Origin of the sequence: Paenibacillus sp. GCM10027630 (genome assembly GCF_042676305.1) — a bacterium.
Classification (GTDB): Bacteria; Bacillota; Bacilli; order Paenibacillales; family NBRC-103111; genus Paenibacillus_S.
On sequence record NZ_JBHTGY010000047.1, the window covers coordinates 96,696 to 120,225 of the forward strand.

At 45.8% G+C, this 23,530-nt stretch carries 24 protein-coding genes and 1 riboswitch; of the genes, 5 read left to right on the forward strand and 19 right to left on the reverse strand.

Translation table 11 applies throughout. The annotated features are described in order from the left end of the window. Window positions 1-80: 80 nt before the first annotated feature. From ACFQ0C_RS23005 to zwf, 4 genes are all read right to left on the reverse strand, one after another. Window positions 81-611 (reverse strand): CcdC protein domain-containing protein, encoded by a 531-nt coding sequence (locus ACFQ0C_RS23005; RefSeq protein WP_379369969.1) that lies wholly within the window; start codon window positions 609-611, stop codon window positions 81-83. Between the two features lie 108 nt (window positions 612-719). Beyond that, window positions 720-2,303, reverse strand: a complete 1,584-nt coding sequence (locus tag ACFQ0C_RS23010; RefSeq protein WP_379370019.1) for a peptide chain release factor 3 — start codon at window positions 2,301-2,303, stop codon at window positions 720-722. Between the two features lie 27 nt (window positions 2,304-2,330). After that, window positions 2,331-3,398 carry a metallophosphoesterase family protein gene (locus ACFQ0C_RS23015; protein ID WP_379369971.1) on the reverse strand — a complete coding sequence of 356 codons (1,068 nt, stop codon included), beginning with the start codon at window positions 3,396-3,398 and terminating at the stop codon, window positions 2,331-2,333. 439 nt (window positions 3,399-3,837) lie between these two features. Then, the gene (gene zwf, locus ACFQ0C_RS23020; RefSeq protein WP_258214800.1) at window positions 3,838-5,358 is read right to left on the reverse strand and encodes a glucose-6-phosphate dehydrogenase; all 1,521 of its coding nucleotides are present in this window, start codon (window positions 5,356-5,358) and stop codon (window positions 3,838-3,840) included. 206 nt (window positions 5,359-5,564) lie between these two features. On the opposite strand from zwf, the gene ACFQ0C_RS23025 reads away from it, so the two are divergent. Continuing rightward, entirely contained in the window at window positions 5,565-5,879 is a 315-nt protein-coding gene (locus ACFQ0C_RS23025; RefSeq protein ID WP_379369973.1) for an LSm family protein, read from the forward strand. Between the two features lie 133 nt (window positions 5,880-6,012). Here the strand turns inward: ACFQ0C_RS23025 and ACFQ0C_RS23030 are convergent, their stop codons facing one another. Further along, window positions 6,013-6,477 carry a GNAT family N-acetyltransferase gene (locus tag ACFQ0C_RS23030; protein WP_258214802.1) on the reverse strand — a complete coding sequence of 155 codons (465 nt, stop codon included), beginning with the start codon at window positions 6,475-6,477 and terminating at the stop codon, window positions 6,013-6,015. 293 nt (window positions 6,478-6,770) lie between these two features. Between ACFQ0C_RS23030 and ACFQ0C_RS23035 the strand changes: the two genes are divergently transcribed. Then, the gene (locus tag ACFQ0C_RS23035) at window positions 6,771-7,589 is read left to right on the forward strand and encodes a hypothetical protein (RefSeq protein WP_379369975.1); all 819 of its coding nucleotides are present in this window, start codon (window positions 6,771-6,773) and stop codon (window positions 7,587-7,589) included. Window positions 7,590-7,666: 77 nt separating this feature from the next. Here ACFQ0C_RS23035 and ACFQ0C_RS23040 read toward each other — a convergent pair whose 3' ends face one another. The 4 genes from ACFQ0C_RS23040 to ACFQ0C_RS23055 form a co-directional block, all read right to left on the reverse strand. Next, window positions 7,667-7,954 carry a hypothetical protein gene (locus ACFQ0C_RS23040; protein ID WP_379369977.1) on the reverse strand — a complete coding sequence of 96 codons (288 nt, stop codon included), beginning with the start codon at window positions 7,952-7,954 and terminating at the stop codon, window positions 7,667-7,669. A gap of 746 nt (window positions 7,955-8,700) precedes the next feature. Beyond that, window positions 8,701-9,534 (reverse strand): ABC transporter ATP-binding protein, encoded by an 834-nt coding sequence (locus ACFQ0C_RS23045; RefSeq protein ID WP_379369979.1) that lies wholly within the window; start codon window positions 9,532-9,534, stop codon window positions 8,701-8,703. 3 nt (window positions 9,535-9,537) lie between these two features. Then, window positions 9,538-10,341 carry an ABC transporter permease gene (locus ACFQ0C_RS23050; protein ID WP_379369981.1) on the reverse strand — a complete coding sequence of 268 codons (804 nt, stop codon included), beginning with the start codon at window positions 10,339-10,341 and terminating at the stop codon, window positions 9,538-9,540. Window positions 10,342-10,408: 67 nt separating this feature from the next. Next, the gene (locus ACFQ0C_RS23055) at window positions 10,409-11,434 is read right to left on the reverse strand and encodes an ABC transporter substrate-binding protein (RefSeq protein WP_379369983.1); all 1,026 of its coding nucleotides are present in this window, start codon (window positions 11,432-11,434) and stop codon (window positions 10,409-10,411) included. Window positions 11,435-11,490: 56 nt separating this feature from the next. Beyond that, window positions 11,491-11,592, reverse strand: a riboswitch (guanidine-I (ykkC/yxkD leader). A 177-nt stretch (window positions 11,593-11,769) separates the two neighbouring features. Here ACFQ0C_RS23055 and ACFQ0C_RS23060 point away from each other — a divergent pair. Further along, a complete protein-coding gene (locus ACFQ0C_RS23060) occupies window positions 11,770-12,378 on the forward strand; it encodes a TetR/AcrR family transcriptional regulator (RefSeq protein WP_379369985.1) in 609 nt (202 codons plus the stop codon). Here the strand turns inward: ACFQ0C_RS23060 and ACFQ0C_RS23065 are convergent. The 10 genes from ACFQ0C_RS23065 to ACFQ0C_RS23110 all read right to left on the reverse strand — a co-directional run bounded on the left by ACFQ0C_RS23065 (window position 12,356) and on the right by ACFQ0C_RS23110 (window position 20,796). After that, entirely contained in the window at window positions 12,356-13,006 is a 651-nt protein-coding gene (locus ACFQ0C_RS23065) for a response regulator transcription factor (protein WP_379369987.1), read from the reverse strand. The two genes, ACFQ0C_RS23060 and ACFQ0C_RS23065, sit on opposite strands and share 23 nt — an antisense overlap. Then, entirely contained in the window at window positions 12,984-14,063 is a 1,080-nt protein-coding gene (locus ACFQ0C_RS23070; protein ID WP_379369989.1) for a HAMP domain-containing sensor histidine kinase, read from the reverse strand. Before ACFQ0C_RS23070 ends, ACFQ0C_RS23065 begins: the two co-directional genes overlap by 23 nt. 50 nt (window positions 14,064-14,113) lie before the next feature. Then, window positions 14,114-14,788 (reverse strand): cell wall-active antibiotics response protein LiaF, encoded by a 675-nt coding sequence (gene liaF / locus ACFQ0C_RS23075; protein ID WP_379369991.1) that lies wholly within the window; start codon window positions 14,786-14,788, stop codon window positions 14,114-14,116. Between the two features lie 418 nt (window positions 14,789-15,206). Then, complete coding sequence (locus tag ACFQ0C_RS23080; protein ID WP_258214811.1) at window positions 15,207-15,911, reverse strand: PspA/IM30 family protein; 705 nt, start codon at window positions 15,909-15,911, stop codon at window positions 15,207-15,209. Window positions 15,912-15,914: 3 nt separating this feature from the next. After that, window positions 15,915-16,433: a PspC domain-containing protein gene (locus ACFQ0C_RS23085; protein ID WP_258214812.1), complete on the reverse strand. Its 519-nt coding sequence runs from the start codon at window positions 16,431-16,433 to the stop codon at window positions 15,915-15,917. After that, the gene (locus ACFQ0C_RS23090) at window positions 16,433-17,119 is read right to left on the reverse strand and encodes a PspA/IM30 family protein (RefSeq protein ID WP_258214813.1); all 687 of its coding nucleotides are present in this window, start codon (window positions 17,117-17,119) and stop codon (window positions 16,433-16,435) included. Before ACFQ0C_RS23090 ends, ACFQ0C_RS23085 begins: the two co-directional genes overlap by 1 nt. A gap of 72 nt (window positions 17,120-17,191) precedes the next feature. Continuing rightward, window positions 17,192-17,491: a LiaF transmembrane domain-containing protein gene (locus ACFQ0C_RS23095; protein WP_258214814.1), complete on the reverse strand. Its 300-nt coding sequence runs from the start codon at window positions 17,489-17,491 to the stop codon at window positions 17,192-17,194. A gap of 331 nt (window positions 17,492-17,822) precedes the next feature. Then, on the reverse strand, window positions 17,823-19,028 hold the full coding sequence (locus ACFQ0C_RS23100; RefSeq protein WP_379369995.1) for a GNAT family N-acetyltransferase: 1,206 nt from the start codon (window positions 19,026-19,028) through the stop codon (window positions 17,823-17,825). A 252-nt stretch (window positions 19,029-19,280) separates the two neighbouring features. Next, entirely contained in the window at window positions 19,281-20,222 is a 942-nt protein-coding gene (locus ACFQ0C_RS23105; protein ID WP_379369997.1) for an anti-sigma factor domain-containing protein, read from the reverse strand. Further along, window positions 20,215-20,796 carry an RNA polymerase sigma factor gene (locus tag ACFQ0C_RS23110; protein WP_379369999.1) on the reverse strand — a complete coding sequence of 194 codons (582 nt, stop codon included), beginning with the start codon at window positions 20,794-20,796 and terminating at the stop codon, window positions 20,215-20,217. The genes ACFQ0C_RS23105 and ACFQ0C_RS23110 overlap by 8 nt, the downstream gene beginning before the upstream one ends. 253 nt (window positions 20,797-21,049) lie before the next feature. On the opposite strand from ACFQ0C_RS23110, the gene ACFQ0C_RS23115 reads away from it, so the two are divergent. Then, a complete protein-coding gene (locus ACFQ0C_RS23115) occupies window positions 21,050-21,199 on the forward strand; it encodes a hypothetical protein (RefSeq protein ID WP_379370001.1) in 150 nt (49 codons plus the stop codon). A gap of 958 nt (window positions 21,200-22,157) precedes the next feature. After that, entirely contained in the window at window positions 22,158-23,372 is a 1,215-nt protein-coding gene (locus tag ACFQ0C_RS23120; RefSeq protein WP_379370003.1) for a C40 family peptidase, read from the forward strand. The last annotated feature ends 158 nt before the right edge of the window (window positions 23,373-23,530 follow it).

Below are 23,530 nucleotides of genomic sequence, written 5' to 3' on the forward strand. Positions count from 1 at the left end.
TAAAGGGCAGGTCCGTATGGCAAAAAAACAAAAAAATCGGCCTAATCGCAAATCTCTGCGAATTAGAACCGACTCTTTACTTAAGCTGATTTTGTATCTAGATCGAGCTGTTTTTCCTTTCGAAGTAAGTGAATAAAATATCGCATGTAGTAAGCAATCAGAACGAAGAAAATGCCTACCGTCAACGGATCTTTCGTGAAATCCTGCATAGAATTAGCCGCGGCAGCCTGCGCCGCCGGGCCTTGCAGATACATCCCGATCAATCTGTAGCCAATCCGGCTCATAAATAATACGAGCACAGCAACCTCTATTCCGATATGGGTGCAATAATACCAGCCGTCCTGCCTTTTCTCGAAACGCAGATGCTTGACCGCATAGTAGCTCAGCACCAAGCCGCCAGCCATCCCAACCACGTCCGCGACAAAATTGATAGGATGCAGCATCCCCATATAAAGGAATACGCAGCCCAGCACTCCAAACATTACAGACCGGAAAATCAGACGGGTTCGGGTCAGCTTTTGGAAACCAACCGAACGCTTAAACCTTCGATAGAGCATAAAAGCCATCAGCACCGTGAAGCCCGCTGTTATTGCAATATGCCGAACATCCATGGTTTTATCCTCCTAAGAGTCTCGTTATAGCGAAACTGCTTCGTAAGCCTTGCTTTGCCTTGTTAAGCTCAACTAACTTCATATGAAGCTACTCAAGCACAAAACAACTCAAGGCGCGTTCTCCAGAAATTTCGCGGTCGGATTTTTCTCCATCGCTGAACGCATTGCGTACTCGCTTTCGAATAACACGACGTAGTTGTCATCCTTATCCTTCACAAGCTGGGAATTAATACGGAATTTACTTGGATCAATTTTATCTTTATCGTCCACCAGCCAACGGGCAAACTGGAAGTTAGTCCGCTGCAGCATTACATCCACTCCGTATTCACCCTTCATCCGGTATTCAAATACTTCAAACTGAAGCTGGCCGACGACACCGAGAATCATATCCTCAAAGCCAATCGTTTTGAACACCTGAATGGTGCCTTCCTCCGTCAGCTGATCGACGCCCTTTTGAAACTGCTTATGCCTAAGGGCATTTTTCACAGTAACTTTCGAGAACAGCTCCGGTGAAAAGGTCGGCAGCTCATCGAACTGCACATTGCCACCTTGAGATAATGAATCACCAAGCCTAAATATACCTGGATCAAACAATCCGATGATATCGCCCGGATAGGCCTCTTCAACGATATCACGGTCTTGTGCAAGGAATTGTTGAGGCTGTGCCAGCTTAATATCCTTGCCTACGCGCACGTGCTTAACGGACATTCCACGCTCGAATTTACCTGAGCAAATACGCAGAAACGCGATCCGGTCACGATGGGCAGGATTCATGTTGGCTTGAATCTTAAAGATATAACCCGAAAATTTCTCGTTAAGAGGATCTATTTGGCCCTCGTTGCTCCGCCGCGGGGTAGGTGTCGGTGCCAGCTTCAGGAAATTCTCAAGAAACGTCTGCACACCGAAATTATTGACCGCACTGCCAAAAAATACAGGTGTCAGCTCACCTGAGCGTACCTTTTCAAAATCAAACTCATCCCCCGCTACATCGAGAAGCTCCAAATCCTGCACCAGCTGATCGTAGAAAAATTCGCCTGCAATTCCCTTAACAATATCATCCTCGTAGCCGCTTACCTTTTGCACTTGAATTTCCTTATGATCATCGCCCTGGAATAGCTCCACTTGTGTCTGCACCCGGTCATACACACCACGGAATTGTTTGCCTGAGCCGATCGGCCAGTTCATTGGATAGGAACGAATGCCCAATACTTGCTCCAGCTCCTCCAGCAAATCAAACGGATTCTGGCCTTCACGGTCGAGCTTGTTAATGAATGTAAAAATCGGAATTCCCCGTCTGCGGCATACCTGGAACAACTTCTTGGTCTGCGCCTCGACCCCTTTGGCCGAATCGATCAGCATTACCGCGCTGTCCGCAGCGGTTAAGGTCCGATAGGTATCTTCTGAGAAGTCTTGGTGACCAGGGGTATCCAGAATATTTACCCGATGGCCCTCATAATCAAACTGCATAACGCTTGACGTTACCGAGATCCCTCTCTGCTTCTCAATTTCCATCCAGTCGGATGTCGCGTGCTTGCTCGCTTTCCGGCCTTTAACCGTTCCAGCAAGGCGAATAGCGCCTCCAAACAGTAGCAGCTTCTCAGTTAATGTTGTTTTCCCCGCATCGGGGTGGGAAATAATTGCGAAGGTACGGCGTTTAAGTACCTCTTCTTGCATTTTTTGTGGTGTATCCATGCTCATTTGATTGAATTTCCTTCCTTGTCAATAAGTTAGCTTAATATTCCAATCCGCTTCCTTTAACCAACTGCGATTGCTGAATTCACGTCCCCGCACCGATACATGATCCTTGAATACTTGAACGTACAAGCCTTGCGATTTATCTTTGGTAGCATCATTCTGAAAATTACGGCCAAGCACCCGTCCAACGGATGAATTATGGAAGTAGTGGAATGTCTCTTTCACATAATGCTCTGTACCATTTTGAAAATCCTGATGCCTGTGACCGCAGAAGACAAACACATTTTTATAAAATTTCAACAGCTCGCGGAACTGCTTCGCCCGGATCAACTGATGGCTGCCGCCATCCGAACCAATAGGAGGCAGCGGCTGATGGGTCATAACAAACATCGGTTTACCGTTATATTTAGCAAGCTGCTCCTTGAACCAATCCATCTGCTCATCCGAATACCAAGCGCCTTCCCCAACCTCCGGCTTTTCCTGCACATATGCTTCCTGAGACATCACGATGAGCGGAAACCCTTTGAACACAGCGGTTTGGTAGGTCTTATCCATTTTGAAAAACTTCTGGAAGCGTTCGCGAGCCTGCCAATCCGTCTTTCCATTAGGAACCGTATCCTTGTTAAAGGCTCCCTTCTTATCGATCCAAATATCATAATAATCATGATTGCCCATGTTCGCATATAGGGGAGGCAGCTTGTAGGCTGACAACAGCTTTTGGAGCTCTGCGTAGCCGTCATCTCCTCCATAGTCCGTTAAATCACCTGTCAACACAATTGCATCAATAGGGGATTCGAACTTCTTTATATCCTCCAGCGCTTCCTTCATATGCTTGATTGTATTCGGATCATAGACTGAAATATGAAGATCACTCAGCAGCATAAACGAAAATAACGGGGATTTGTCATCCTCAGGCGTTGCTTTAGACTCAGGAGGTTCCTGCTTGGGTAAAGCTGCCACTGGATCGGATTTAGCTTTAACTACATTTTGAGATTCAATGGACCTTTGAAGCAATTTTACCAAAGCTGTAGTTGCTGCACTAATCATAACGATCAAACCAAGCATCCATCGGATAAAAGCCCGTCTGGACATAAAAAAATTCCCCCCACGCTAATAGCTCTCTGTTTATGGTCGAAACGAGTTGTGACACATTCTCCTTATTATATCCTGTTACGCCCTCGACTGCATCTTTTTTACATGGTCTATTTTTTGAAGATGCATGGAATTGACGGAAATTATAAAAAGATGTTGATGAGGAACTGAATTTGAATCTGGTCCCGGCTATTCCCGGGTAAGTCCCTTCAAACATTCCTGTTCACCGCCCTTAAACATATCGCCGAACCAGGCAGCACAAAAACCTCCAACCCCACCTAAGTGGAATTGGAGGTTTTCGCTGCCGGCATCTTTCTGCGCCCGCCTAACTATTCGTGTCCCGGCAAAAGTACCTTTAACGCCGCAGCCTCTATCCGTGGCAGCTTAAGCGGCGCCAGCTTGAAGAAATAGTGCCTGATGCCACATCAGGCTTCAACTGCTAACGTTGAATAAACTCCCAAGCTACTTCGCCCTCGTCTTGCCCGTTAACCGGCCACCAGCGGAAGCCATCCTCTTCAAGCAATTGATAGCTCTGTTCAGGTCCCCAAGTACCTGCTGGATATTGATGCAAATTATCCGAATTTTCACGCCAAGCAGCCGCAATTTTATCCACGTACTGCCAAGCCAAGGCTACCTCATCCCACCGCGTGAAATAGGTTGAATCTCCGCGGGCCGCATCATGCAGCAGACGCTCATAAGCTTCTGGTGTGTTCAAGCCAACCTGGCAGCTTTGGCAGAAATCCATCGCCACAGGTACGATAGTTCCTTCTGAACCAGGCTGCTTGGCATTCATTTTGAAATAAATGCCTTCCATAGGGTTAACGCGGAATACAAGCAGGTTGGGCTCCAGCTTATGCTTTTTGGAAAGGTACACGTTGTTCGGTACATTTTTAAACTCGACTACAACTTCCGTCGTTTTCACAGGCAGTCTTTTGCCCGTCCGAATGTAGAAAGGAACTCCAGCCCAGCGGAAATTATCTACAAATACACGCGCTGAGAAATACGTCTCTGTCGACGATTCCGGATTAACCTTATCCTCTTGGCGATAACCGGGGACATGCTTGCCTTTCATGTTTCCAGCCGCATATTGGCCTCGAACCGTATTGGCGCGCACCTCTTCATTGGACTGGAAGCCGCGTAACGAACGGAATACTTTTACCTTCTCATCACGGATGTCCTCTGGAGACAGACGACTTGGCGGCTCCATAGCCATCATTGCCAGCATTTGCAGCATATGATTCTGTCCCATGTCGCGCAGCGCACCGGAATGATCGTAATAACCGCCGCGATCCTCTACACCTACAGTTTCACTAAGCGTAATTTGAATGTTGGAAATAAACTTATTGTTCCACAGCGGCTCGAAAATCGCATTCGCAAATCGCAGCACATTGATGTTTTGCACCATTTCTTTACCTAAATAATGATCAATGCGGTAAACATCCTTTTCATCGAATACTTGACGAATTTCCGCATTCAGCTTTTCAGCCGATGGCAAGTCGTAGCCAAAAGGCTTCTCAATAACAAGACGCGCCCAACCCTGTGTTTCCAGTAAGCCGCCTTCTTTTAAATTATGTGATACATTGCCGAACAGCTCAGGTGCAAGCGCCAAGTAGAACAGACGGTTGCCGCCGACTTCAAACTTGGCATCCAAACGTTCGGTTATCTTACCCAGCTCCTTGAAGCCTTCAACGTCATTGATATCCAGCGACATATACTCGAAATGCTCAGCGAATGATTCCCATTGCTCATCCTTCGTCACATTGTATCTCGCAAATTCCTTGATGGAATCAAGAACATCCTGCCGGAACTGCTCGTTCGTGCGTGACCTCCGCGCTAATCCGACTACAGCAAAACGGTCTCCCAGCTTACGTTCACGATATAAGCTGTAAATCGCGGGGTATAGCTTGCGGCGAGCCAAATCTCCTGTTGCCCCGAAAAGCAAAAATACGGTATTGGTCATTATTTTCATCATTCTTTCATTATGTATTTTTAAATCCTTGTCATCTACTATACCAAACAAATTTAAGCATAGCGAAATTAGTGCTTAGATTCAATCTAATTCTGTATAAAATGTTCTTATAATTAGGCTCCAGTCTCCTAGGCAATTGTCCAATCGCCCGGTTTCCTGATGCATACTCTGGAAGTATAAAAGCTGGAGGTGAGAAAATGAGGCACATACACCCAATTAATGAGGAAAAATGCAGGGAGCATTACGGTAAACCCGTACTTATAATATTGAAGGATGGCGGAGAGATTGTGGGTATTTTAACCAAACTGGACAATGGTCAGATTACTCTTAACGGAGAGGCTACTGCTGCAACAAACAGATTCAGATCAACAAAGAAATCATCCGTCAAACGCAACAAAAATAAAGCAAAAGCAAGGGTTTCTTTCTCCCCTTCCCCCTTCACTCCAAATCCTTTCGGTAGATCAATTGTGCTTGATTTGGCATTCGTTGCACTGCTCTTCGCATTTATTTAACGAAATCTTCAACGAACAGGTGGAGAGACCAAGCGGTTAAGCTCACCTTAAATGTAAAGAGGCAAGAAAAAGGAGACATGGCATCAGTGCCTTGTCTCCTGGATGAAAAGATGATCAATAAGCCCTCTAATGGTTACATAGATTGGAAACGATGCTGATGCAGCCGCTTAACCATTAAATAGCATTTTATTGTGGAATCATAATGGGCCGCCTCATAATGCCTAGAGGAATAAAATTGTTGAGCCGACCGGTTTGCTTCATCCACCCAAAGACACACTTCATTGTATCCCGCCTGAAGAGCTACACGCTCCGCATGCTCCAGCAGCCTGGAACCAAGCCCTCTGCCTTGAGAACGGGGATGGACCGCCAGCATATCCACGAACATTGCATGCTTCTCAAACTTTAGAGAAATGAATCCGGATGGTGAACGTCCCCCATTCAAGGCTATAAACGTAGTGCAACGACGAAGCCTCGCCCGGACTGTTGCCATATCCACACGCAAATTCGGCTGTGTTTTGCGTGCAAAGGGAACGAGCAGCAAAACAATCAAATTCCAAATTGCTTTATCATCTTGCTTAGGGATGCGCTTGCGAATCAATTGAAATCGCCTCCATGGATAAAGATGTACTCTATCCTATGAAGCCGGGGAAGGCTATGCTATTACTTCAAATATTTTTTCCCTACAAAAGCCAAAAACAATACGCATACAACAACTATAAGGATGATTACCAACGTTTGTACCCAATCCATGTTTAAAGCTCCTTTGAATGAGTTAATTAGTCATCATACAGGAAACTAATATTTTATGTCAAGAAGCAATTTACGAAATTTAACTAACTGTTGTATAATTAAGGAAAATGTATTCTTTTTTAAGAACGTGAGGTGAAGGATATGCTTACTAATGTGACGCAAGTATCACGAACATATCGGACCCAGGCGCTTTGGTATGCTTCCGAAGATGCTTGGAAGCGTGCCGTCAAACAACCTGGATCTTTATCATCCAGGGCTCCAAGCACCACCACTCCTTACGAGGAAGGGAACGGTTATATTCGATTTGCGCTCTCTACAGCACGCAGCGTATCAAGCGTACTAACAGCAGCCCATCAGCTGAGGCAAACGGGTGACAAGCTGATCTATGACTCCCACTCATCTTCTATGGACAGCCGTGCCATGACTCAAGAAGAAAGCGTCCTGCAGCATGAACTCCCGTTCGCAGACATAAATGAAGGCCCATTCGAGCCTGTTGAACCTTCCAATGGATCAGGTATAGTGTCCCTCAAACATGAGGTGCAGGAGCTGGTCGACCGTTATAACGGACTTCATACCGCCATTCACGATAGAACACCGCCATTGAAGAATGGCACAGCCGATCCACTGATGAGCAAGCTAGCCGGTATTTCATTAAAGGAGCTTGGCATTCAGCCAAATAGCGATGGTACACTAACTCTCAACACCGATGCTTTAGAAGATCAGGCGACCGACGACTTCAATCGGTATCAGTTTAAGCTTCGTGGACCGAACGGCTTTGCCCGTGCATTAACAGATGCTGCACAGCAGCTTCTCACTCAGCCTTCCGAGCAGCTGCTCGACAAGCATCAAGGATTGTTCCAAGCTTTTACCAACTACAGGCTTCAAGCCTGGGACAACAGCCCAATCCGAACCTACCTGCCAGTTCCCTTAAAGGGAATGCTGCTGAACAGCTACTTTTAACGGTTAAATTTAAAAAGACGTTCCGTTTCGTTTAAACGAACTCCGGGTCGTCTTTTTTTGCAGCTAATTATTCTCCATCAAGCCAATTCTCTCAACTCATTCTTACGTAATTCAAGCGCTTGCTGCAGCGCAGCCTGCTTAACCTTAGCTTTCCTTGCAATCTCCGGGGTGTGAAACCATTCATTCTGCTTATATAAAACCAAAAGCGCCTGTTCAGCGGCCCTCTTGGCCTGATCGCCATCATTCAACATATAAAAAGCAACTTGATAGCAATAGCTTTCATACTGGCGGAGTAAATCCACCTTCTCATTAGGCGTTAACGGAACAGAGTCCGTGCATTTAATTGCTTCGGCACTTGCGGCCATCACGCCACCTCCTAAGTACTTCCCTGTGGAAAGCCTGCATCGTAAGTATAAGGTTTTACGGTACAATTTCTACACATTTTTCCCTCATATTATATAGACGATACAAACCTCCATTTTCTTTCACTTTTTTCAAAAAAAAATAAAAAAATTAAGAAAAACGCCTTGCAGGCGGGTTGCATACCGGAGCAGTCACCGGAGGTGACGACCAGGGCGGACGCTATCGCTCTTCCATCCCACATCCATTCCCTCTTTGTTCTACTCTGTACTTTCTGCTGATTTTTCCATATGACATGGCAGCTTAGCGAACCCTACGCAATTATCAGGAAAATGTCACGTTATTTCTCCGAAAAATACCTTTCTAAGCCCTATAACTGGAATTTCTCATGCTAATTCTACGGATTTTGGCTGATCTCATCCCTATCACCTTTATTAGCAGGGTTTTTTCCAGTTAGCTTGCTTTCAAACGATATCCGGGCCGGATTAACGGGAGGATTTCCATCTATCGTCATTCTTTCGGCAGCCGTAAGAGTATCCTGGTTCCTTTTCCTTTACCATTGAAAGCAACCTTTAAACATATGTTCTCGCTCCATGACTTAAACAACATTAGAATGGGTACCCACTCTTTATCGCTAAAAAGCACTGAATTTTCACAAAAAAAAACGCCGTTCCTTTTAATCAGGAACAACGTCTCTTTGCATTACTTTTCAGCACCTTGCAGGATAATACAGCATCATTCGAATTAATGATCAATCATGGTCATGCGATTCCCCTATATGTGCAACGATCTGCCTTTTAAGCTTGAGGAAAGCATCTGAATCCCTGCCATCCGGACTGCTTCTTAAGCCAGCAGGGATTTGCACGGTTTGTTTGATACGCCCAGGATGCGCCTGCATGACATACACCCGCTGCGATAGGAATATCGCTTCCTCGATATCATGTGTAATAAACACAACCGTCGTTTTTTCCTTCTCCCACAGGTTCAGCAGCATCTCCTGCATGGAATTTTTCGTCTGTGGGTCCAATGCCCCAAACGGCTCATCCATGAGCAGCACCTCAGGATTGTTAGCCAACGCTCTCGCAATCGCCACACGCTGCTTCATCCCGCCTGAAAGCTCCTTCGGAAACGACTTGGCAAACTTCGTCAGCTGTACCAGCTCCATGAAATGGTCCGCGATTTGCCGTTTTTCGAACAAGGGTACGCCCTTCAGCGTCAGACCAAATTCAATGTTTTGCCGCACAGTCAGCCATGGAAACAACGTGTACGATTGAAACACCATTCCTCTGTCAACGCCTGGCCCATCGATTTCCTTACCTGAGATATACAACTCACCTGAGCTCGCTTCCTCCAATCCGGCAAGAATCCGCAATAGCGACGATTTCCCGCAGCCGGACGGTCCTACAAAACTGACGAACTCATTCTCGCGAATATCGAAGGATACCGGATCGAGTGCGGTAAAAGCTCCCTTTTTCCCTCCATACACCTTCGTAATTCCTTTAGCTTCAATCTTGATTGGACCCGTGAGACCCATGAAATCAGCTTTTTCACTTACTTGCATAGCTGCATTTGCGCTTACTATCATCTTTTAAGCCCTCCCTTCCTGCCAAGGAAAAAAGCGTTTGTGACAAAAAGCGAATACCCGGTCCGTCACCAATCCAAGCAGCCCGATTATAATAATGCCGACAAATATCATATCTGTGTTCAAAAACCGCTGCGCCTTCATGATCGAAAATCCAAGTCCGCTGTTCGCCGCAACCAACTCCGCTACAACCAGGTACGTCCAGGCCCAGCCAATAATCAATCTCAATGTATTCATTAAATCAGGGAGCAATGCAGGAATCAGCACCTTCTCAATCACCTGCCAGCGCTTCGCCCCCATCGTGTAGGAAACCTGCAGCAGATCGTTCGAAACCGCCCTTGTATTATCCGCAACCATCAGAATCAGCTGAAAAAAACAGCCTACAAAAATAACCATTATCTTCGCGCCCTCACCTATACCCGCCCACACCATGATCAGCGGCACGAACGCTGTTGCCGGCATATAACGGATAAACTCGGTCGGAGGTACGACAATGGATTCTGCAATCCGAAATGTACCTGCCAAGATGCCGAGTGGGATACCAAGAGCACAAGCTAACAGAAAGCCCATACCTACACGATATATACTAATCCCTATATGCTCCCAGAAGGCAGGATTAAACAGCTGTGTAAGCAATTGAATCAGAACTTGGTCCGGTGTCGGTAAAAAAGTGCGTCCCACCACATTCCCATAGCTGAATATACTCCAGATCAATAGCAGCAGGACGAATATGCCGGCTACACCGAACGTATACGCTGAACGGCTCAGCTCCCCGCGAATTTGAAATAAGCGAAGCCTTCTTTTTTTCATGTGTGTTCCTCCTAAGGGTTTCGCTTTAGCGAAACCGACTTCGTAAGCGTCAGCCCCGCTTCGCTTCCTACTTCCGCTGTTTAACCACAGCTTCTATGAAGCTGCTGTCGATAACCGATTCCAGCTTAGGAATGGACGATAGCATTTCCAGCCCTTTCAGGAACTCTCCTGTCTTTTGGCCTGTATAAAACAACGATGTATAATCCTCATCTTTTTGAAAAGCTTTCAGATTGTCCTCAGGTGTAAATATTTTCACGCTATCAACGCCTTTTTTGTACTCATCCAGCGGAGTTTCTGCCGCCTTAGCCATAATTTTTAAAGATTCCTCCGGATTCTTTTTCCAATAGTCCAACGCATCGAACCACGCATGAATAATCTTTTTTACATCCTCGGGACGACCCTTTGTAAATTCTTCTTTAAAAACTAATAAATCAGGTATGAGTCCAGGCGTATCCTTAGAGGAAAACAGCAGCTTTCCTTTACCTTCTTCAATTGCTTTACTCAAAAATGGCTCCCATAGTACAGCAGCATCCAAATTGCCGGCAATAAAAGCAGGGCCTGCATCATTCACCGTCATGTTCACATAGTTAACATCCTTCTCCTTCAAGCCCGACTTGCCCAAAGCTGTCAGCATCAACAAATGATCGACGGTACCGAGCTCAGTTGCCACTTTCTTTCCTTTTAGATCCTGCAAAGACTGAATTCCCGGTTTGACTACAATACCGTCTCCTCCGAATGAATTATCGTTCACCAATACAGCCTTCAGAGGAATATTTTTGCTCGCAGGAGCTAATGTATCGCTTAACGTTTGACTGTTTGCATCGACTTTGCCTGTAGCTAAAGCGGCTAGTGAATCACTGTAGACCGGAAACCATACCAATTCTACATTGACTCCATTTTTCTCAAAGAAGCCTTTTTCCTTGACCAAGTACCAAACAAACCAGCCCGGCCACGGGCTTAAAGCCAGTTTAACCGGAGCCCCGCTTTTCCCATCTGTAGAAGCTCCCGCTGCGGGTTGATTTGCGTTACATCCACTTAGAAGAACTGTTCCGACTAACAACAAACAAGTGATCCACAGTGTGATTTTTCTCATCTTTATACCCTCCCGAAATTCGAGTAGAAAAAAGCCCGGGAAGATATCAAAGATATCTCTCCCGGGCTTTTCTCCCTCCGTGTGCACGAAACCATTCGTGTGTCCTCTCTCGGACCAGTCCAACCGATAATAGTTGCGGAACCCTAGAAAACATGTGGTTATGCTGTTACCTGTATCATACACGCGGGCTTTTAACATGTCAAGTAACATTACATAAAACTTAAATAAATGCGTTTAATCTCATAAAAGTATTGAAAAACTCGTTATAAATGTTATCATATATAACATTAACTAACATTTGTTATATGCAAAAGAATAGGAGGAGACATTCTACCATGACCGCAGCAGCTATTAAGACAGCAGCATTGCATCATTTTGCACGAAACGGTTACGAAGGCACTCCTTTATCCGACATTGCCAAAGAAGTGGGCATCAAGACACCTTCTCTTTACGCTCATTTTAAAAGCAAAGAGGAGCTGTTCATGAAGCTGTTCGAGGATGTCCTCTTAGAGCAGTCGTGCCGGACTCAGCAGCTGATTGATTCATTAAAAGCGTGCTCGGTGGAACAAACATTATTTCGAATTTTGCAGGATTCATGCGACAATTACTTGCTTAGCGAGGAGAAAATTACGTTTATAAAGAGGGTCATGCTGTTTCCGCCCGCTTTCTTACAAGAGAAAATTCACCAGAAATTTCTTGAAACCGAGCGAACTCTAACCGATTCACTGCAAATGATTTTCAAAAAAGGGATTCTTGAAGGAACTATCAAAGAAGAGCCTGTCGAGGATTTGATTGCGTCCTATTTATGTTTGATGGACGGAAGCTTTCTACAGTTGTTTTATTATGGTAAAGAGTATTTTGAGAGCCGTTTGCAGAGCATTTGGCGGATCTACTGGGACGGTATCACCGCCGCTTGTGCTGCTACTCGACCAAACCATTCTTAAATGCGTATATTGCCGCCTGTGTGCGATCTTCAACACCCAGCTTGGCCAAGATATTGGTCACATGAAATTTGACTGTTTTAATACCAATAAACAACTCGTCCGCTACATCCTGATTCGATTTACCGGAAGCGATCAGTCTCAGAACCTCCATCTCACGGTCCGTTAAATCCTCATGCGCCGGGGCTACAAGCTTGGGTTGACGGAAGCGGTTCATAATTTTCGAAGCAACCTGTGATTCCAGGATCGACTGTCCTTTAACTGCAGCGCGGATAGCCGATGCTATTTCTGCCGCGCGTGACGTTTTAAGCAAATAACTGAAAGCCCCCGCTTCAATAACCGGGTACATTTTTTCATCATCCAAAAAGCTGGTTAACACAATAACCTTACAATCGGGGTACAGCTGAAGCAGACGACGAGTCGTTTCAATCCCGTCCATCCCTTCCATAACCAAGTCCATTAATACAACATGCGGCTTGTATTCCTGCGCGAGGCGTATGCCATCTGCTCCGTTACTTGCCTCCCCTACTACCTCAATATCATCTTCAGTGCTTAGTACAGCAGCCAAACCAATCCGTACCATTTCATGGTCATCCACCAGCAGCACTTTAATCGCCGTCTCGTTCTCCAACTTCATCTCCCCCTTTAGTCATAATAGGTACCCGTATATCAATCCGTGTGCCTTTACCCGGAGCCGTAATCAGGTTTAATGATCCACCAATCTCATTGACTCGTTCCTTCATGGTGACAATGCCGTAGGATGAGTGTTTTTTAACATCCAGCTCGAAGCCTACACCATCATCGCGGATAAGCAACCGTATGGAATCCGCAGACGGCTGCAGCAGCTTAACCTCCAACTTAGTCGCCTTGGAATGGCGAAGCGCATTGGACATGGCCTCTTGCACAATTCGGAATAAATGATCCTCAATGCCCTTGGGCAGCTGAATATCTTCTGCAAGCTCCCATGTAATTTCCATCGGCACTTTAGCCGTCAATTCCTGCAGCAACTCCACTAAGCCTTCCGATAACCGCTTGCCTTCAAGATGGACAGGCCTTAAATGCAGCAGCAGCGCACGCATTTCCGACTGCGCAACAGATGCCATTTCCTCAATTAGATGAATCTGCCGCTGCGCCTTGTCAAAATCCTTATCGAGCGTCCGGCCGACGGCCGTTGCCGTCATTGAAATTGCGAACAGCTGCTGACTCACAGCATCATGCAGCTCTCTTGCCAAACGCTGCCGTTCCTCCACAATCGCTGAATATTTGGCTTTTTGCGCTAATTGGGCGTTATTACTGGATAATCGCTGCAGCGATGTTACCTGCTCTTCCCACTTCTTCGTAATGCCATTAAGCTGTTCACCAAGCCGACCTATCTCGTCCTCGCCCAGATTGGGCACTGTACGGCTCAAATTCCCTTTTTCCAGAGAAAGCATAGCCTCTCTGAGCAGCTCCAGTCTCCGCCTTATTTTGCTGCTGTACCACAGACCATATGTACCCCCCATTATCACCACGATGACGATAAGGGTCAGACTTAGCTTTACGCCCTCCTGCCAAGAGTCGAACTGCTTAATATAGCCATTGGAGTGAAGAAAGTACACAATAACGCCAAACAAAACAAGGCTGAGCCCCATCGACTCACCCATGCTTTGCCATATCATATTGGTCAGACGTTTATCATGCCTTTCCATTGACTAAGTACCTCCCGGTTAACCCGCTTGCGGCTTATAGGCTAAACTAGCTACACAATTTTTATATCAATATCTGCGATGATGTAAGAAATCATCAATTTAACTTGATTATCTGCCGTTTCGTAATTGGCTGATTGCCATACCGTTTTATTTAAAATGCCTGATTCTTTATTCGGACCGACATCCGATTCCCCGAACACTACTGAGGAAACGACGGATACTCCCATATCCTCAGGTACAATAATATCTACATCAGCAATTACGCCCTGCAGCACGATGGTAGTTTCCCTTTGTTCTGGAATTGCATAGGTCAGATCAATCTGCAGTTCTCCAATGACATTCCATATTGAGCTGTTTCTAAGAACCCATGGTTCCTTACCCCACTTAATGCTTTCGATAAGGCTTTTCTTGACGTAGCTTTCATTGCGATGCAGCTGCTTGGAACGTATATAGAAAAATCCGAGGGATATAAGTATGACGGCAATTAGCAGCGAAATGTTACCGCCCATTAAAATAACAGCCCCTATGCCAATTAAAACATAACCTTTACGCGGCGAAGCTGAACGAAGTTTATTAATACCAACAAAAATGAGCACAAGAGCCAGCACGGTAAAAAAGCCCCAATGATTGTTCGCAAGCAAGAATACGCCTACCCCTATCAAAATGAGCGCCACATTGCGGTTGTGGTTTCGATTACGGTTACGGTTTCCATAAAATTTTTTCATCCGTGCTGCCTCCTTTCTTGTGCAAATTCTTGTTGGTATTCTGGAAGATTGTTTGAAGGAACAAAGGCTGTGAATTGTTCTTCATCGAATAGTTAACTTCAGGAAAGGGATGGCATTCCACCACTCTTGAAATCCACGTTGCCTTAAAATTATTTAGTGGTAGCAACATAGATTTCAAAGGCGGCCGTAAACTTTCCATGCCATTCCCTTATCCTTCCGTAACCGGATGAATAACAATTCACAAAACCAAGACAATCAAACAAACTTCCAGATAGTTGGTGTAGTTAGAGAGAAAAGCCATAGCGGCGAAGAATCGGCCCTATGGCTTTAAGCCCTAACTAGCATATCACAATTTGAATCTTCCTCAAAGAGGATTTTCCCTCTCCCAAATGAGACTGTATTCTAGGCGAGCTGCTTATTATTGCGATTTCTCAGCGCTCATTTTCTCCTTCAGCAATTGCAATTGATCATCGACCTTTTGCTGCTTCGCTGCGTCAGCTGCTTGGTAAGTAGTTGTGCCTGCATAACCGCCTGTCGGATAGCCACTTACATAAGGTTTACCGGCAATTTCAGCTTCAACCTCAAGCGTCACAATTTTTTCCTCCATACGACGGAAGCCTTTAGCCGCGTTGCCGCCTTCGATAACATTGCTTGCTGTCACCTCAGCCATTTGGCGCTTTGCTCTTGCCAATTGTGCACGAGAGATAAGCTCGCTGCGCTTATTGCGCATTTGATAGAATGCATCCTTCATCTCATGCAGCTGTTGAACCAATCCTTCAGCTTGCAGTTTGGATTGCTCATGCGATTCCGCATACTCAGAGATTTTGGCTTCGTAATAAAGCTTCTGCTCTAAGGCTTGGCGTGCGGTAGCCTCTTGTCCATTCTTCAACGCTTCCTTCGCTTGCTCCTCACGTTGTCCAGTCAGACGAATCGCTTCTTCAAGACGCTCCTTCACCTTGCGCTCATTAGCAATTTGACGGGCAACTGTAACTTCCGCTTGCGCAATTTCTTCCTCCATGTCACGCAAATATTGATTCAGCATTACGATAGGATCCTCAACTTTATCCAATACCTCGTGAATAGATGCTTTCGTCATATCTTTAATTCTGGAAAATACGCCCATGGTTTACACTTCTCCTTTTGTTTGTTGGTTTTTTTCATAACTAGCCACTTTTGCGCGCAGCTCTTCTATTTCTCTCCACATGGCTTTCTTCTCAATGTCTTTCATTTTATCGTCAAAATCAGTTCCGGCTTGTCCTTGTCCTTGCTGTCCTTCAAATGGATTATATTGCGCCTCATATTCGCGGCGATCTCCATATTGGTATTTGTTAGAGCCACAGTGACGCTTTTTACCGCCGCCCCACTGTTTTCCCCATTGCTGCCATGCTGCATCACCATTCCATCCGCCTTGCCCATGACCTCCTTCGAAGCCGTAGCCCGGACCAAAGGGACCTCCTGCAAAAGGTTCTTTTGGAATAACAATTACTGCCAAGAAGTACAGAGGAATAACAACGCCTCCGGAGAAGAATGCCGTAATTACCAGCAGCAAACGAATCCAAGTAGAATCGATGCCAAACACCTCGGCCAAGCCGCCACTTAGGCCGGTTATCATACGGTCACTGCGTGAACGGTATAACTTCTTCATTATCGCATCCAGCCTTCCTTTTCTAGTTTCGATTTAAGCTTTGCCATCTCATGATCCAGAATCTGAGCTGCGGCATTACCCGCAGACATTACAGCTTCTTTACCATACGAGCGGACTTCACGCAGAGTGCGTGCCGATAGCTCCATATCAGCGACCCGCTCCTCGAGCCGGTCGAACATCCGCGGCGGAGTACCGCCTGGGCCGACGCCCATTCCGCGCATCCGCTCATTCATACGCTGCTGCAGCCGCAAGCTTTCGAGGCGCGCGATGTAGTAGCTGCGCTTCGATGCGACTTCATCGAAGTCGGCCTTCAACTGCTGCAGCTGCTGCTCAAGCTCGACAATACCGAGCTTGCTCTGCTCGTACAGCGTCTTATACTGAGCGCTGCGTTCTTCTTGCTGCAGCTTCTCTTGGAGTGCTATGCGAGCCATCTCCTCCTCGCCAGCCTTCAACGCAACCAACGCTTGCTGCTCGCGGCGCTCCTTGAGCTGTGTTGCGGAGATGTAGGTCTGTCTCAGCGTTGCCGCATGTGACAGGCATTGCTGTAACAGCCGCTCTGATTCGCGGATTTGATCCGCTTGGGCTCCTAAGTACTTATCTATCAAACGAACCGGATCTTCCGATTGCTCCAGCATCTCATTAAAGCTTGCTACTGTAATGTCTCTAAACCTCTTACCTAAACTCATGCTCTAACCACCTTTTCTCCAAATTCCTCTAACCCTTTCGTCTACACTCTTTCGCTCTATTCAACATTCATCTTAATAAACGTTTGATTTCTTCTTGAGAAGCGAAAATCCGTAGATGATCAACCCAATTGCCAGGGCAATCGCGATTAAGCCAGATAATTTAGCCATCAGGGTCAAACCACCAATTGCTATTAAGATGAATCCGATAAAGGATTTACCGTTTTTCAATCCCAACCAACCAAGGCCGATCATAGCAACCGGGAATAAATAACCCATCAAGTGTCCGGTATGAACGCCAAATTTATTTAACAGTATCAATGCGCCTAGCAAAATGAGCAGCAGCGCCAAGCCAATATGCCGATTCATTTTCATTTATGTATTCACCGCCTTTCGTTGTAATGTCGTTTGCTTATGTTCTTATTCTAGGGTTTTTGAGTCTTTTTCAAAACGGACCTGCGGCGGTTTTTGCACCTAGACCAAAGTCGGGGCCGAGGTCCGACCTAAGGCGACTGCTGCCCATTCCTTACAAGAAACCCATGTCCCTTCACAACGGTAGTCATGCATGAACGTGGTTTAATATTGCAATACTAATCGGAAAGCAGCCGAAAAATAAAAAAAACCCCATCTGCTATTTTCTCAGCAGTGAGGGTTACCCATAACTATGGATTTTTTAGAACAAAGAAATCCAGGGTCAATTTATTGCTTAGAAGAAATCAGGTAGATACGTCGAGCGATGAGGAATAAGAGCCTCCAGATGACTTACAGCGGCCTCTTCACCCTTCAAACGTTCAATCTGATTCATAAAGGAAGGGCGCCGGTAGCCCATGAACATGGCGGTCAATGTAGAAATATTACAAGATAAGTCACAGATTGGTTCATCGTTACCATCTTTCGCCGGCAGCTCTTTAGCCTCAATTCGGGCATTCCCATCAGAATCAACCTCAATGACGAACAACCCATTGTTCCAGCTTGCATGCGCATCGGTCACAAACATTGTCAAACGGCCACCATTCCCTGACGTATCCTTGGCAAAAGGAAACTGCTCCATAAATGGCTTCACATCCACAATACGCGCCATAAAATAAGGGATGATCTCCTGTTTGATCCGAGGATTATCAAGCACAAATGGCAGCTGGTCATCGAGCGGCGCGTTTAAAGTCACCTTATCAATCATAGAATCGTGATCAGCGATGAAGCGCCATAATCCTTTTGCTGCTCTCAAATTTAATGAAACGAGTTCATGAATTTGAAGCACCGACTCTTTCACTTGGTAATGAACGTAACCGCTCGCCCTTCCATCGGCATCATAATATACAGCGGCCGAACCTTTCCTGTTGGCAAAAATACGCCGTTTCCACCAAGCCTCATCTCGGTCCAATGATCCATTATATCTCGATGCATATTCGCTATAAATACGGTTCAACAGTTCAATATCCTCACCAACCCGAGCTACATGTCCCGGTTGTGGAGGCAGCTTAGGAAGCAGCGCTGTAGGAATCTCATACTTCTTTGTTTCCGTATAAGTCTCCCAACCGAACTTACGGTAAAATGCGAATTGAAAAGGATGCAGGAAGGATAACGTCTGCCCTTGCTCTTTCATCACATGAAGCGCGTTATGTAACAATCCGGCGACTAATCCGCCCCGGCGGTATTCGGGCCAAGTGGCAACACCTGCTATCCCCCCCATTGCCCAGCGCTTGCCGAACAACCAGGTGTGCAGGTCAAGAATCGTCATACGAGCGGCCAGCTTGCCATCCACATAAGCCCCCCAATTTTCCGTTTCATTATATTGCGACCGTCTTTCCTCCAGCTTCTCTGCTGAAAGCTCATACTGAAATGCAAATTGCGACAATGCAAGACTATCAGACAGGTGTTCAATTGAAATACGTTGAATATCGAGCTCTTTCATAGCTTTTCCCTCCGGAATCATAATTTGATGTGATCATGATCGGATAGCAGCAAACAAAGTGTCATTTATATTCGGATTCACTTCATGCTGTACACTTGAATATTTGCCACAGGCCGCTCCTACTATTCTATATCAAAATCAAGAGCTGCACGCTTGTTAATTTGAGCGTTTGCTTCTGCTGCTCCTAAGCCATTATCTAAGATTAATAAAATATCACTTTGCTAACATCACTTGACCAATTTAGAACCCTTATTAACTCTTCAAACCAGCTGCCAATACTATTGCACCTCTAGGCTTCTCGCCATGAGCATCAGGTTCAAGTGTAATGACTACATTATCGTATTCCTTGGGTTCGAATGTATAGTAGAGTGCACCTTTTCCATCCCGAGGGTAGAATGTACCCGCATTTACAGGTTGATTGTCTTTAATTAACCATACCTGGAAAGCTTCATCCTGCTTGATTTGTGGAAGCTCCTCCGCTTGCACGATCAAATGCGTTCCTTTGGCATCAATAACAATAGTCGCCAAGCCTTTAGAAACAAAGCTCTCCGCTGCTGGACTCAGGCTCACGATCCGGTTCACCTTCAACGCTTCCGTTGGTTTGTTCATTGAGATTAATTTCGAGGTTGCTTGGGCCAGCTCTGTTCCTGCTTTAGCGACCTCTTGATTCGCAGCGAGCAGCTCCATCCGCAATGCGCCCAACCTATTATTAAGCTGATAGGTATATAACCCCATTCCTATTACCGCAGCGGTAAGCCCTACGCTCACCCAACGCCAGTAAGCGGATTTGCGGGCGGTTCGCTCCGTTTGTACGGCGCGCCTGCTAAGCTCTGACGAGTTCGCTACCTCTTTTACAGCTTCCCTTGCGCTTGGAGCAGACCTTCGGCCCTGTGAGGCGAGCCTTCCCGGTGTTTCATTCTCCACGCCAGCCTCTGCATTAGTTCCTGACTTGTCAACTGCAGCCTTGCCCAATATAGAGCCGAGCACTCTGTCACGCATTCCCTCAGGGATCGGTGCCTGGTCGGAAGCCAGAGGCAGCAGGTTAACAACTTGCTTGAGCTCAATCAGTTGATTGCGGCATAATGCACAATGGGTCAAATGATACTCAAAAGCTACTTTCTCATGCTCTTCCAATCCATCCAGCGCATACATCTCCAGCCACTCACACATCGCCTCATCAGTACCGCTACTCATTTCCAAACTCCCTCCTTCCCACATCACGCAATCTCTGCTGGAGCTGCTTCATCGCTAATCGTGCCCTGCTTTTTACCGTTCCGAGCGGTATGGAATGCCGCTCCGCGACCTCATGCTGTGTATAACCTTGGTAATATATCCATTCCACAACTTGTTTTTGATCCTTATTTAATCCATCTACCGCTGTTTTTACCTGCTCGCCGACCCACATGCTTTCGACTTCAACTTCGGTGTTAACCCTCTCATCGGCGACATATTGGAGTACCTCAGACTCCGCCATTTTCTCAGTAGTTCGGCTTCGTTTCTTCCTCAGTAAATCAATCGAAATATTGCGCGTCAGCGTGAATATCCAGCTGGTCAGCTTACCTTGATTTCCATCAAACCGTTCAGGCGCGGTCCATATTCTTAGAAATAATTCCTGCATAATTTCCTCAGCCATCATAGCATCTGCTACCATTCTGTAAGCAAAAACATATGCAGGTCTTTCATACCGGTCGTACAGCTTTTTTAAAGCTTCCTCATCTCGTTCCGTTATAAGTGCCATTAGTTTCTGATCAGATAAAATTCCGTTCATGAAGGATCTCCTTTCTTTATATTCCCTTCAGTTCTATCTTCGTAAAAAAACGGATAATGGGTTGGATTAATCGCAAACTTTTTCCCGGCTTGTAGATTATGAAAAGCAACGGCTGCCAAGGATGAAGCTGGATGCGAAGCCGCTATTATCAAGCTGAACGATTATGGTATAGATTTTGGCTTTTTTTAGGAGTCGAATTACGAGTTACAGTGGATCGTCTGCTCGCTGAGCATGGGTACCTGGCGCACTTACTATGCAAAAAGGATTGGATGGCGCCGCAGCGGCGCTTAATACTAACAGCGATGAGCCGACTGACTCCATTGGTTCTGTATATGGTAAAGATGCCGGAGAAGCTTTCGGAACTGGATGGCAAACTCACATGCATTCTTCGTTGATTATGTAAAAGCAACAGCCGCTAAGGATGAAGCAAGACTCAAAGCACACTTGGAGCTTCTGATTATGCCATTGAATTTGCCGAATTCATGTCAAACGCTAAATCCTAACTTGAACAAAGCTGCGCTTGTCACAGAGCTTGGACATCATGTTGAGCATTTGACCAAAGCTTTTGAAAATTACGATTCCGCTTATTCCAGCCTTCGTATGGTTTACTTCCACATGACTGGGAGCTGTCCTCTCTCGTGCCATTGTAACCCAGTTTAACGAAAAATTCCATGATTCGGAAGCAATGGTAACATCGCCAAAAGTATGGATGCAGCTTGCAGTAAAGTAAAAGTAATACTGAAGGACGTTCCACTCAAGTTCCGCTTCACTTTACCGTAGATCTGCTCGGGTGGGATGTAAAGTGAAATGAACAAGACGGTTCTATCCTGCTTGCTAAAGCAATGCCCATGCAAATGGATCACAATATGAGGCACTAAGCATACTTAGATTACCCGCTACAAAAAAAGCGCCTTGCGGCGTCCTTGGCGTGCCCTTTACGTTTGTGCATTTTGGAGGGGTGGATGTAGGATTCTGGCCGCTGTTGAAGTCGTATTCCTTTGAATTTATGTTTTATACCGGTAGGCTTCGTTTTTCCATATTTAAGTCTGTGACTATATAATTATTTTTGTTTTTTGAAATATATTTTCCCCAGTTTCATTCATTCTCCAACCTAAGATGTACCGATAATATAGTAGTTTTTTCTCTGTTTTTCATAAAAGAAAGACGTTTAGTTTCTGCGATATAATCCAAAATACCTAGAATAACAATCGGCATGTTCGGGATTTGTAAAATTTTTCTTATAAAATTATAAAAATAGCTATGCTATGATCAAATCAAGAGGTAGATTGTGAAATAAAAGGAAAGATCTGAACCTCTGTCAGACAGCTTACATACATCCTAGCTTTGGAGGTCTTACCCCAGTGAAAAAGAAGCTGCTTACCCTGCTTATCTGCTCTGCTATCACTTTATCTGCCGTTCCATATCACGCTTTGGCCTACACGGTCGATATTCAAAAGGTTAAGATTGTTCAATCCGTCAACTTCCGTACTGAGCCGTCTACATCAGGAGAACGCATACGTTACTTACAGCCAGGAGAGCTGCTGGATATTGTCAGTACTCCGAACAGCAATTGGCTGCAAGTGAAAGATTCCAAAGGAACCGTCGGTTATGTCTCATCTTCTTCCACCTACATTCAATTGACAACCGTAAGTGTAACCCCAGAGCCGAACGGAGAAATTTTAAGCTCAGTATCCTTTCGGACAGGACCTTCAACCGATGCCTCTCGTATCCGTTATATACCAAAGGGCGAGCAAGTCTGGGTATTGGAAAAGGTAAACAGCTACTGGTACAAAGTAGGGGACAAAAATAATGTAGTCGGCTATGTCAGCACTGGCTCCCAATATATTACTACCACCTTCAAGGAGGTAGAAGGACCTGTAGAAGAGCCTCTAGAAGAATTGTTTCCGTCACCTCCTAATGCAACAATCGTCAGCTCCGTCTCCTTCCGGACAGGATCTAATACGGATGCAAGCCGAATCCGTTATCTGCAGAAAGGCGAAGAGGTGCTCGTACTGGATAAGACGAACGAAAACTGGTACAACATTCAAGACAAAAACGGTGTGTCCGGATTTGTCAGCACAAGCAATAAATATATAACAACTACTTATGTTGAACCCTATAAGCTGTTGACTCCTGCTGTTGCCGCTCAAAAGGTCATTGACGCAGGGATGAAATATTTGGGCATACCTTATGAATTCGGCTCCAGCCGCGACAACACCTCCACCTTCGATTGCTCCGACTTTGTTCGGCAATCCTATCTGGATGGCATCGGGCAGCTGCTGCCTGGAGACTCCCGCAGCCAGTCAGCCTATGTAAAAGCCGTAGGCAAAACTAGCTCCGATTGGAAGAAATTAAAGAAGGGGGATTTGCTTTTCTTTATGTCTTATAAAGGAAATTCCGCCGCCAGCTACAATGGGATCAATAAAGCAACCGAAACCGTCACCCACGTAGGCATCTATTTGGGGGATGGCAAAATGCTTCACACTTACTCAAAAGAATCCGGTGGTGTCCGAGTTGACTACATAGCCGATTCCCAGTGGGAGCTTCGCTACCTTCATGGCGGCTCCACTTATTAATTAATTTTTTCTCTTTTGGCTCTTGGGCCTTGGGCCTTGGGCCTTGGCTCTTGGTCCTTCGCCCTTGGCCCTTGATGTCGAGGCATACTATACAGCCTCGCATCCCTCTACTCCCAAACTTAAAGGGGAGTGACCAGTGATCTTATCCGCTGATTGAT

What these genes read in the sequence shown, in the direction of transcription:
- ACFQ0C_RS23005 (WP_379369969.1), bottom strand. Translation starts at nt 611, where the DNA reads ATGGATGTTCGGCATATTGCAATAACAGCGGGCTTCACGGTGCTGATG.
- ACFQ0C_RS23010 (WP_379370019.1), bottom strand. Translation starts at nt 2,303, where the DNA reads ATGGATACACCACAAAAAATGCAAGAAGAGGTACTTAAACGCCGTACC.
- ACFQ0C_RS23015 (WP_379369971.1), bottom strand. Translation starts at nt 3,398, where the DNA reads ATGTCCAGACGGGCTTTTATCCGATGGATGCTTGGTTTGATCGTTATG.
- zwf (WP_258214800.1), bottom strand. Translation starts at nt 5,358, where the DNA reads ATGACCAATACCGTATTTTTGCTTTTCGGGGCAACAGGAGATTTGGCT.
- ACFQ0C_RS23025 (WP_379369973.1), top strand. Translation starts at nt 5,565, where the DNA reads ATGAGGCACATACACCCAATTAATGAGGAAAAATGCAGGGAGCATTAC.
- ACFQ0C_RS23035 (WP_379369975.1), top strand. Translation starts at nt 6,771, where the DNA reads ATGCTTACTAATGTGACGCAAGTATCACGAACATATCGGACCCAGGCG.
- ACFQ0C_RS23040 (WP_379369977.1), bottom strand. Translation starts at nt 7,954, where the DNA reads ATGGCCGCAAGTGCCGAAGCAATTAAATGCACGGACTCTGTTCCGTTA.
- ACFQ0C_RS23045 (WP_379369979.1), bottom strand. Translation starts at nt 9,534, where the DNA reads ATGATAGTAAGCGCAAATGCAGCTATGCAAGTAAGTGAAAAAGCTGAT.
- ACFQ0C_RS23050 (WP_379369981.1), bottom strand. Translation starts at nt 10,341, where the DNA reads ATGAAAAAAAGAAGGCTTCGCTTATTTCAAATTCGCGGGGAGCTGAGC.
- ACFQ0C_RS23055 (WP_379369983.1), bottom strand. Translation starts at nt 11,434, where the DNA reads ATGAGAAAAATCACACTGTGGATCACTTGTTTGTTGTTAGTCGGAACA.
- ACFQ0C_RS23060 (WP_379369985.1), top strand. Translation starts at nt 11,770, where the DNA reads ATGACCGCAGCAGCTATTAAGACAGCAGCATTGCATCATTTTGCACGA.
- ACFQ0C_RS23070 (WP_379369989.1), bottom strand. Translation starts at nt 14,063, where the DNA reads ATGGAAAGGCATGATAAACGTCTGACCAATATGATATGGCAAAGCATG.
- liaF (WP_379369991.1), bottom strand. Translation starts at nt 14,788, where the DNA reads ATGAAAAAATTTTATGGAAACCGTAACCGTAATCGAAACCACAACCGC.
- ACFQ0C_RS23080 (WP_258214811.1), bottom strand. Translation starts at nt 15,911, where the DNA reads ATGGGCGTATTTTCCAGAATTAAAGATATGACGAAAGCATCTATTCAC.
- ACFQ0C_RS23085 (WP_258214812.1), bottom strand. Translation starts at nt 16,433, where the DNA reads ATGAAGAAGTTATACCGTTCACGCAGTGACCGTATGATAACCGGCCTA.
- ACFQ0C_RS23090 (WP_258214813.1), bottom strand. Translation starts at nt 17,119, where the DNA reads ATGAGTTTAGGTAAGAGGTTTAGAGACATTACAGTAGCAAGCTTTAAT.
- ACFQ0C_RS23095 (WP_258214814.1), bottom strand. Translation starts at nt 17,491, where the DNA reads ATGAAAATGAATCGGCATATTGGCTTGGCGCTGCTGCTCATTTTGCTA.
- ACFQ0C_RS23100 (WP_379369995.1), bottom strand. Translation starts at nt 19,028, where the DNA reads ATGAAAGAGCTCGATATTCAACGTATTTCAATTGAACACCTGTCTGAT.
- ACFQ0C_RS23105 (WP_379369997.1), bottom strand. Translation starts at nt 20,222, where the DNA reads ATGAGTAGCGGTACTGATGAGGCGATGTGTGAGTGGCTGGAGATGTAT.
- ACFQ0C_RS23110 (WP_379369999.1), bottom strand. Translation starts at nt 20,796, where the DNA reads ATGAACGGAATTTTATCTGATCAGAAACTAATGGCACTTATAACGGAA.
- ACFQ0C_RS23115 (WP_379370001.1), top strand. Translation starts at nt 21,050, where the DNA reads ATGCAAAAAGGATTGGATGGCGCCGCAGCGGCGCTTAATACTAACAGC.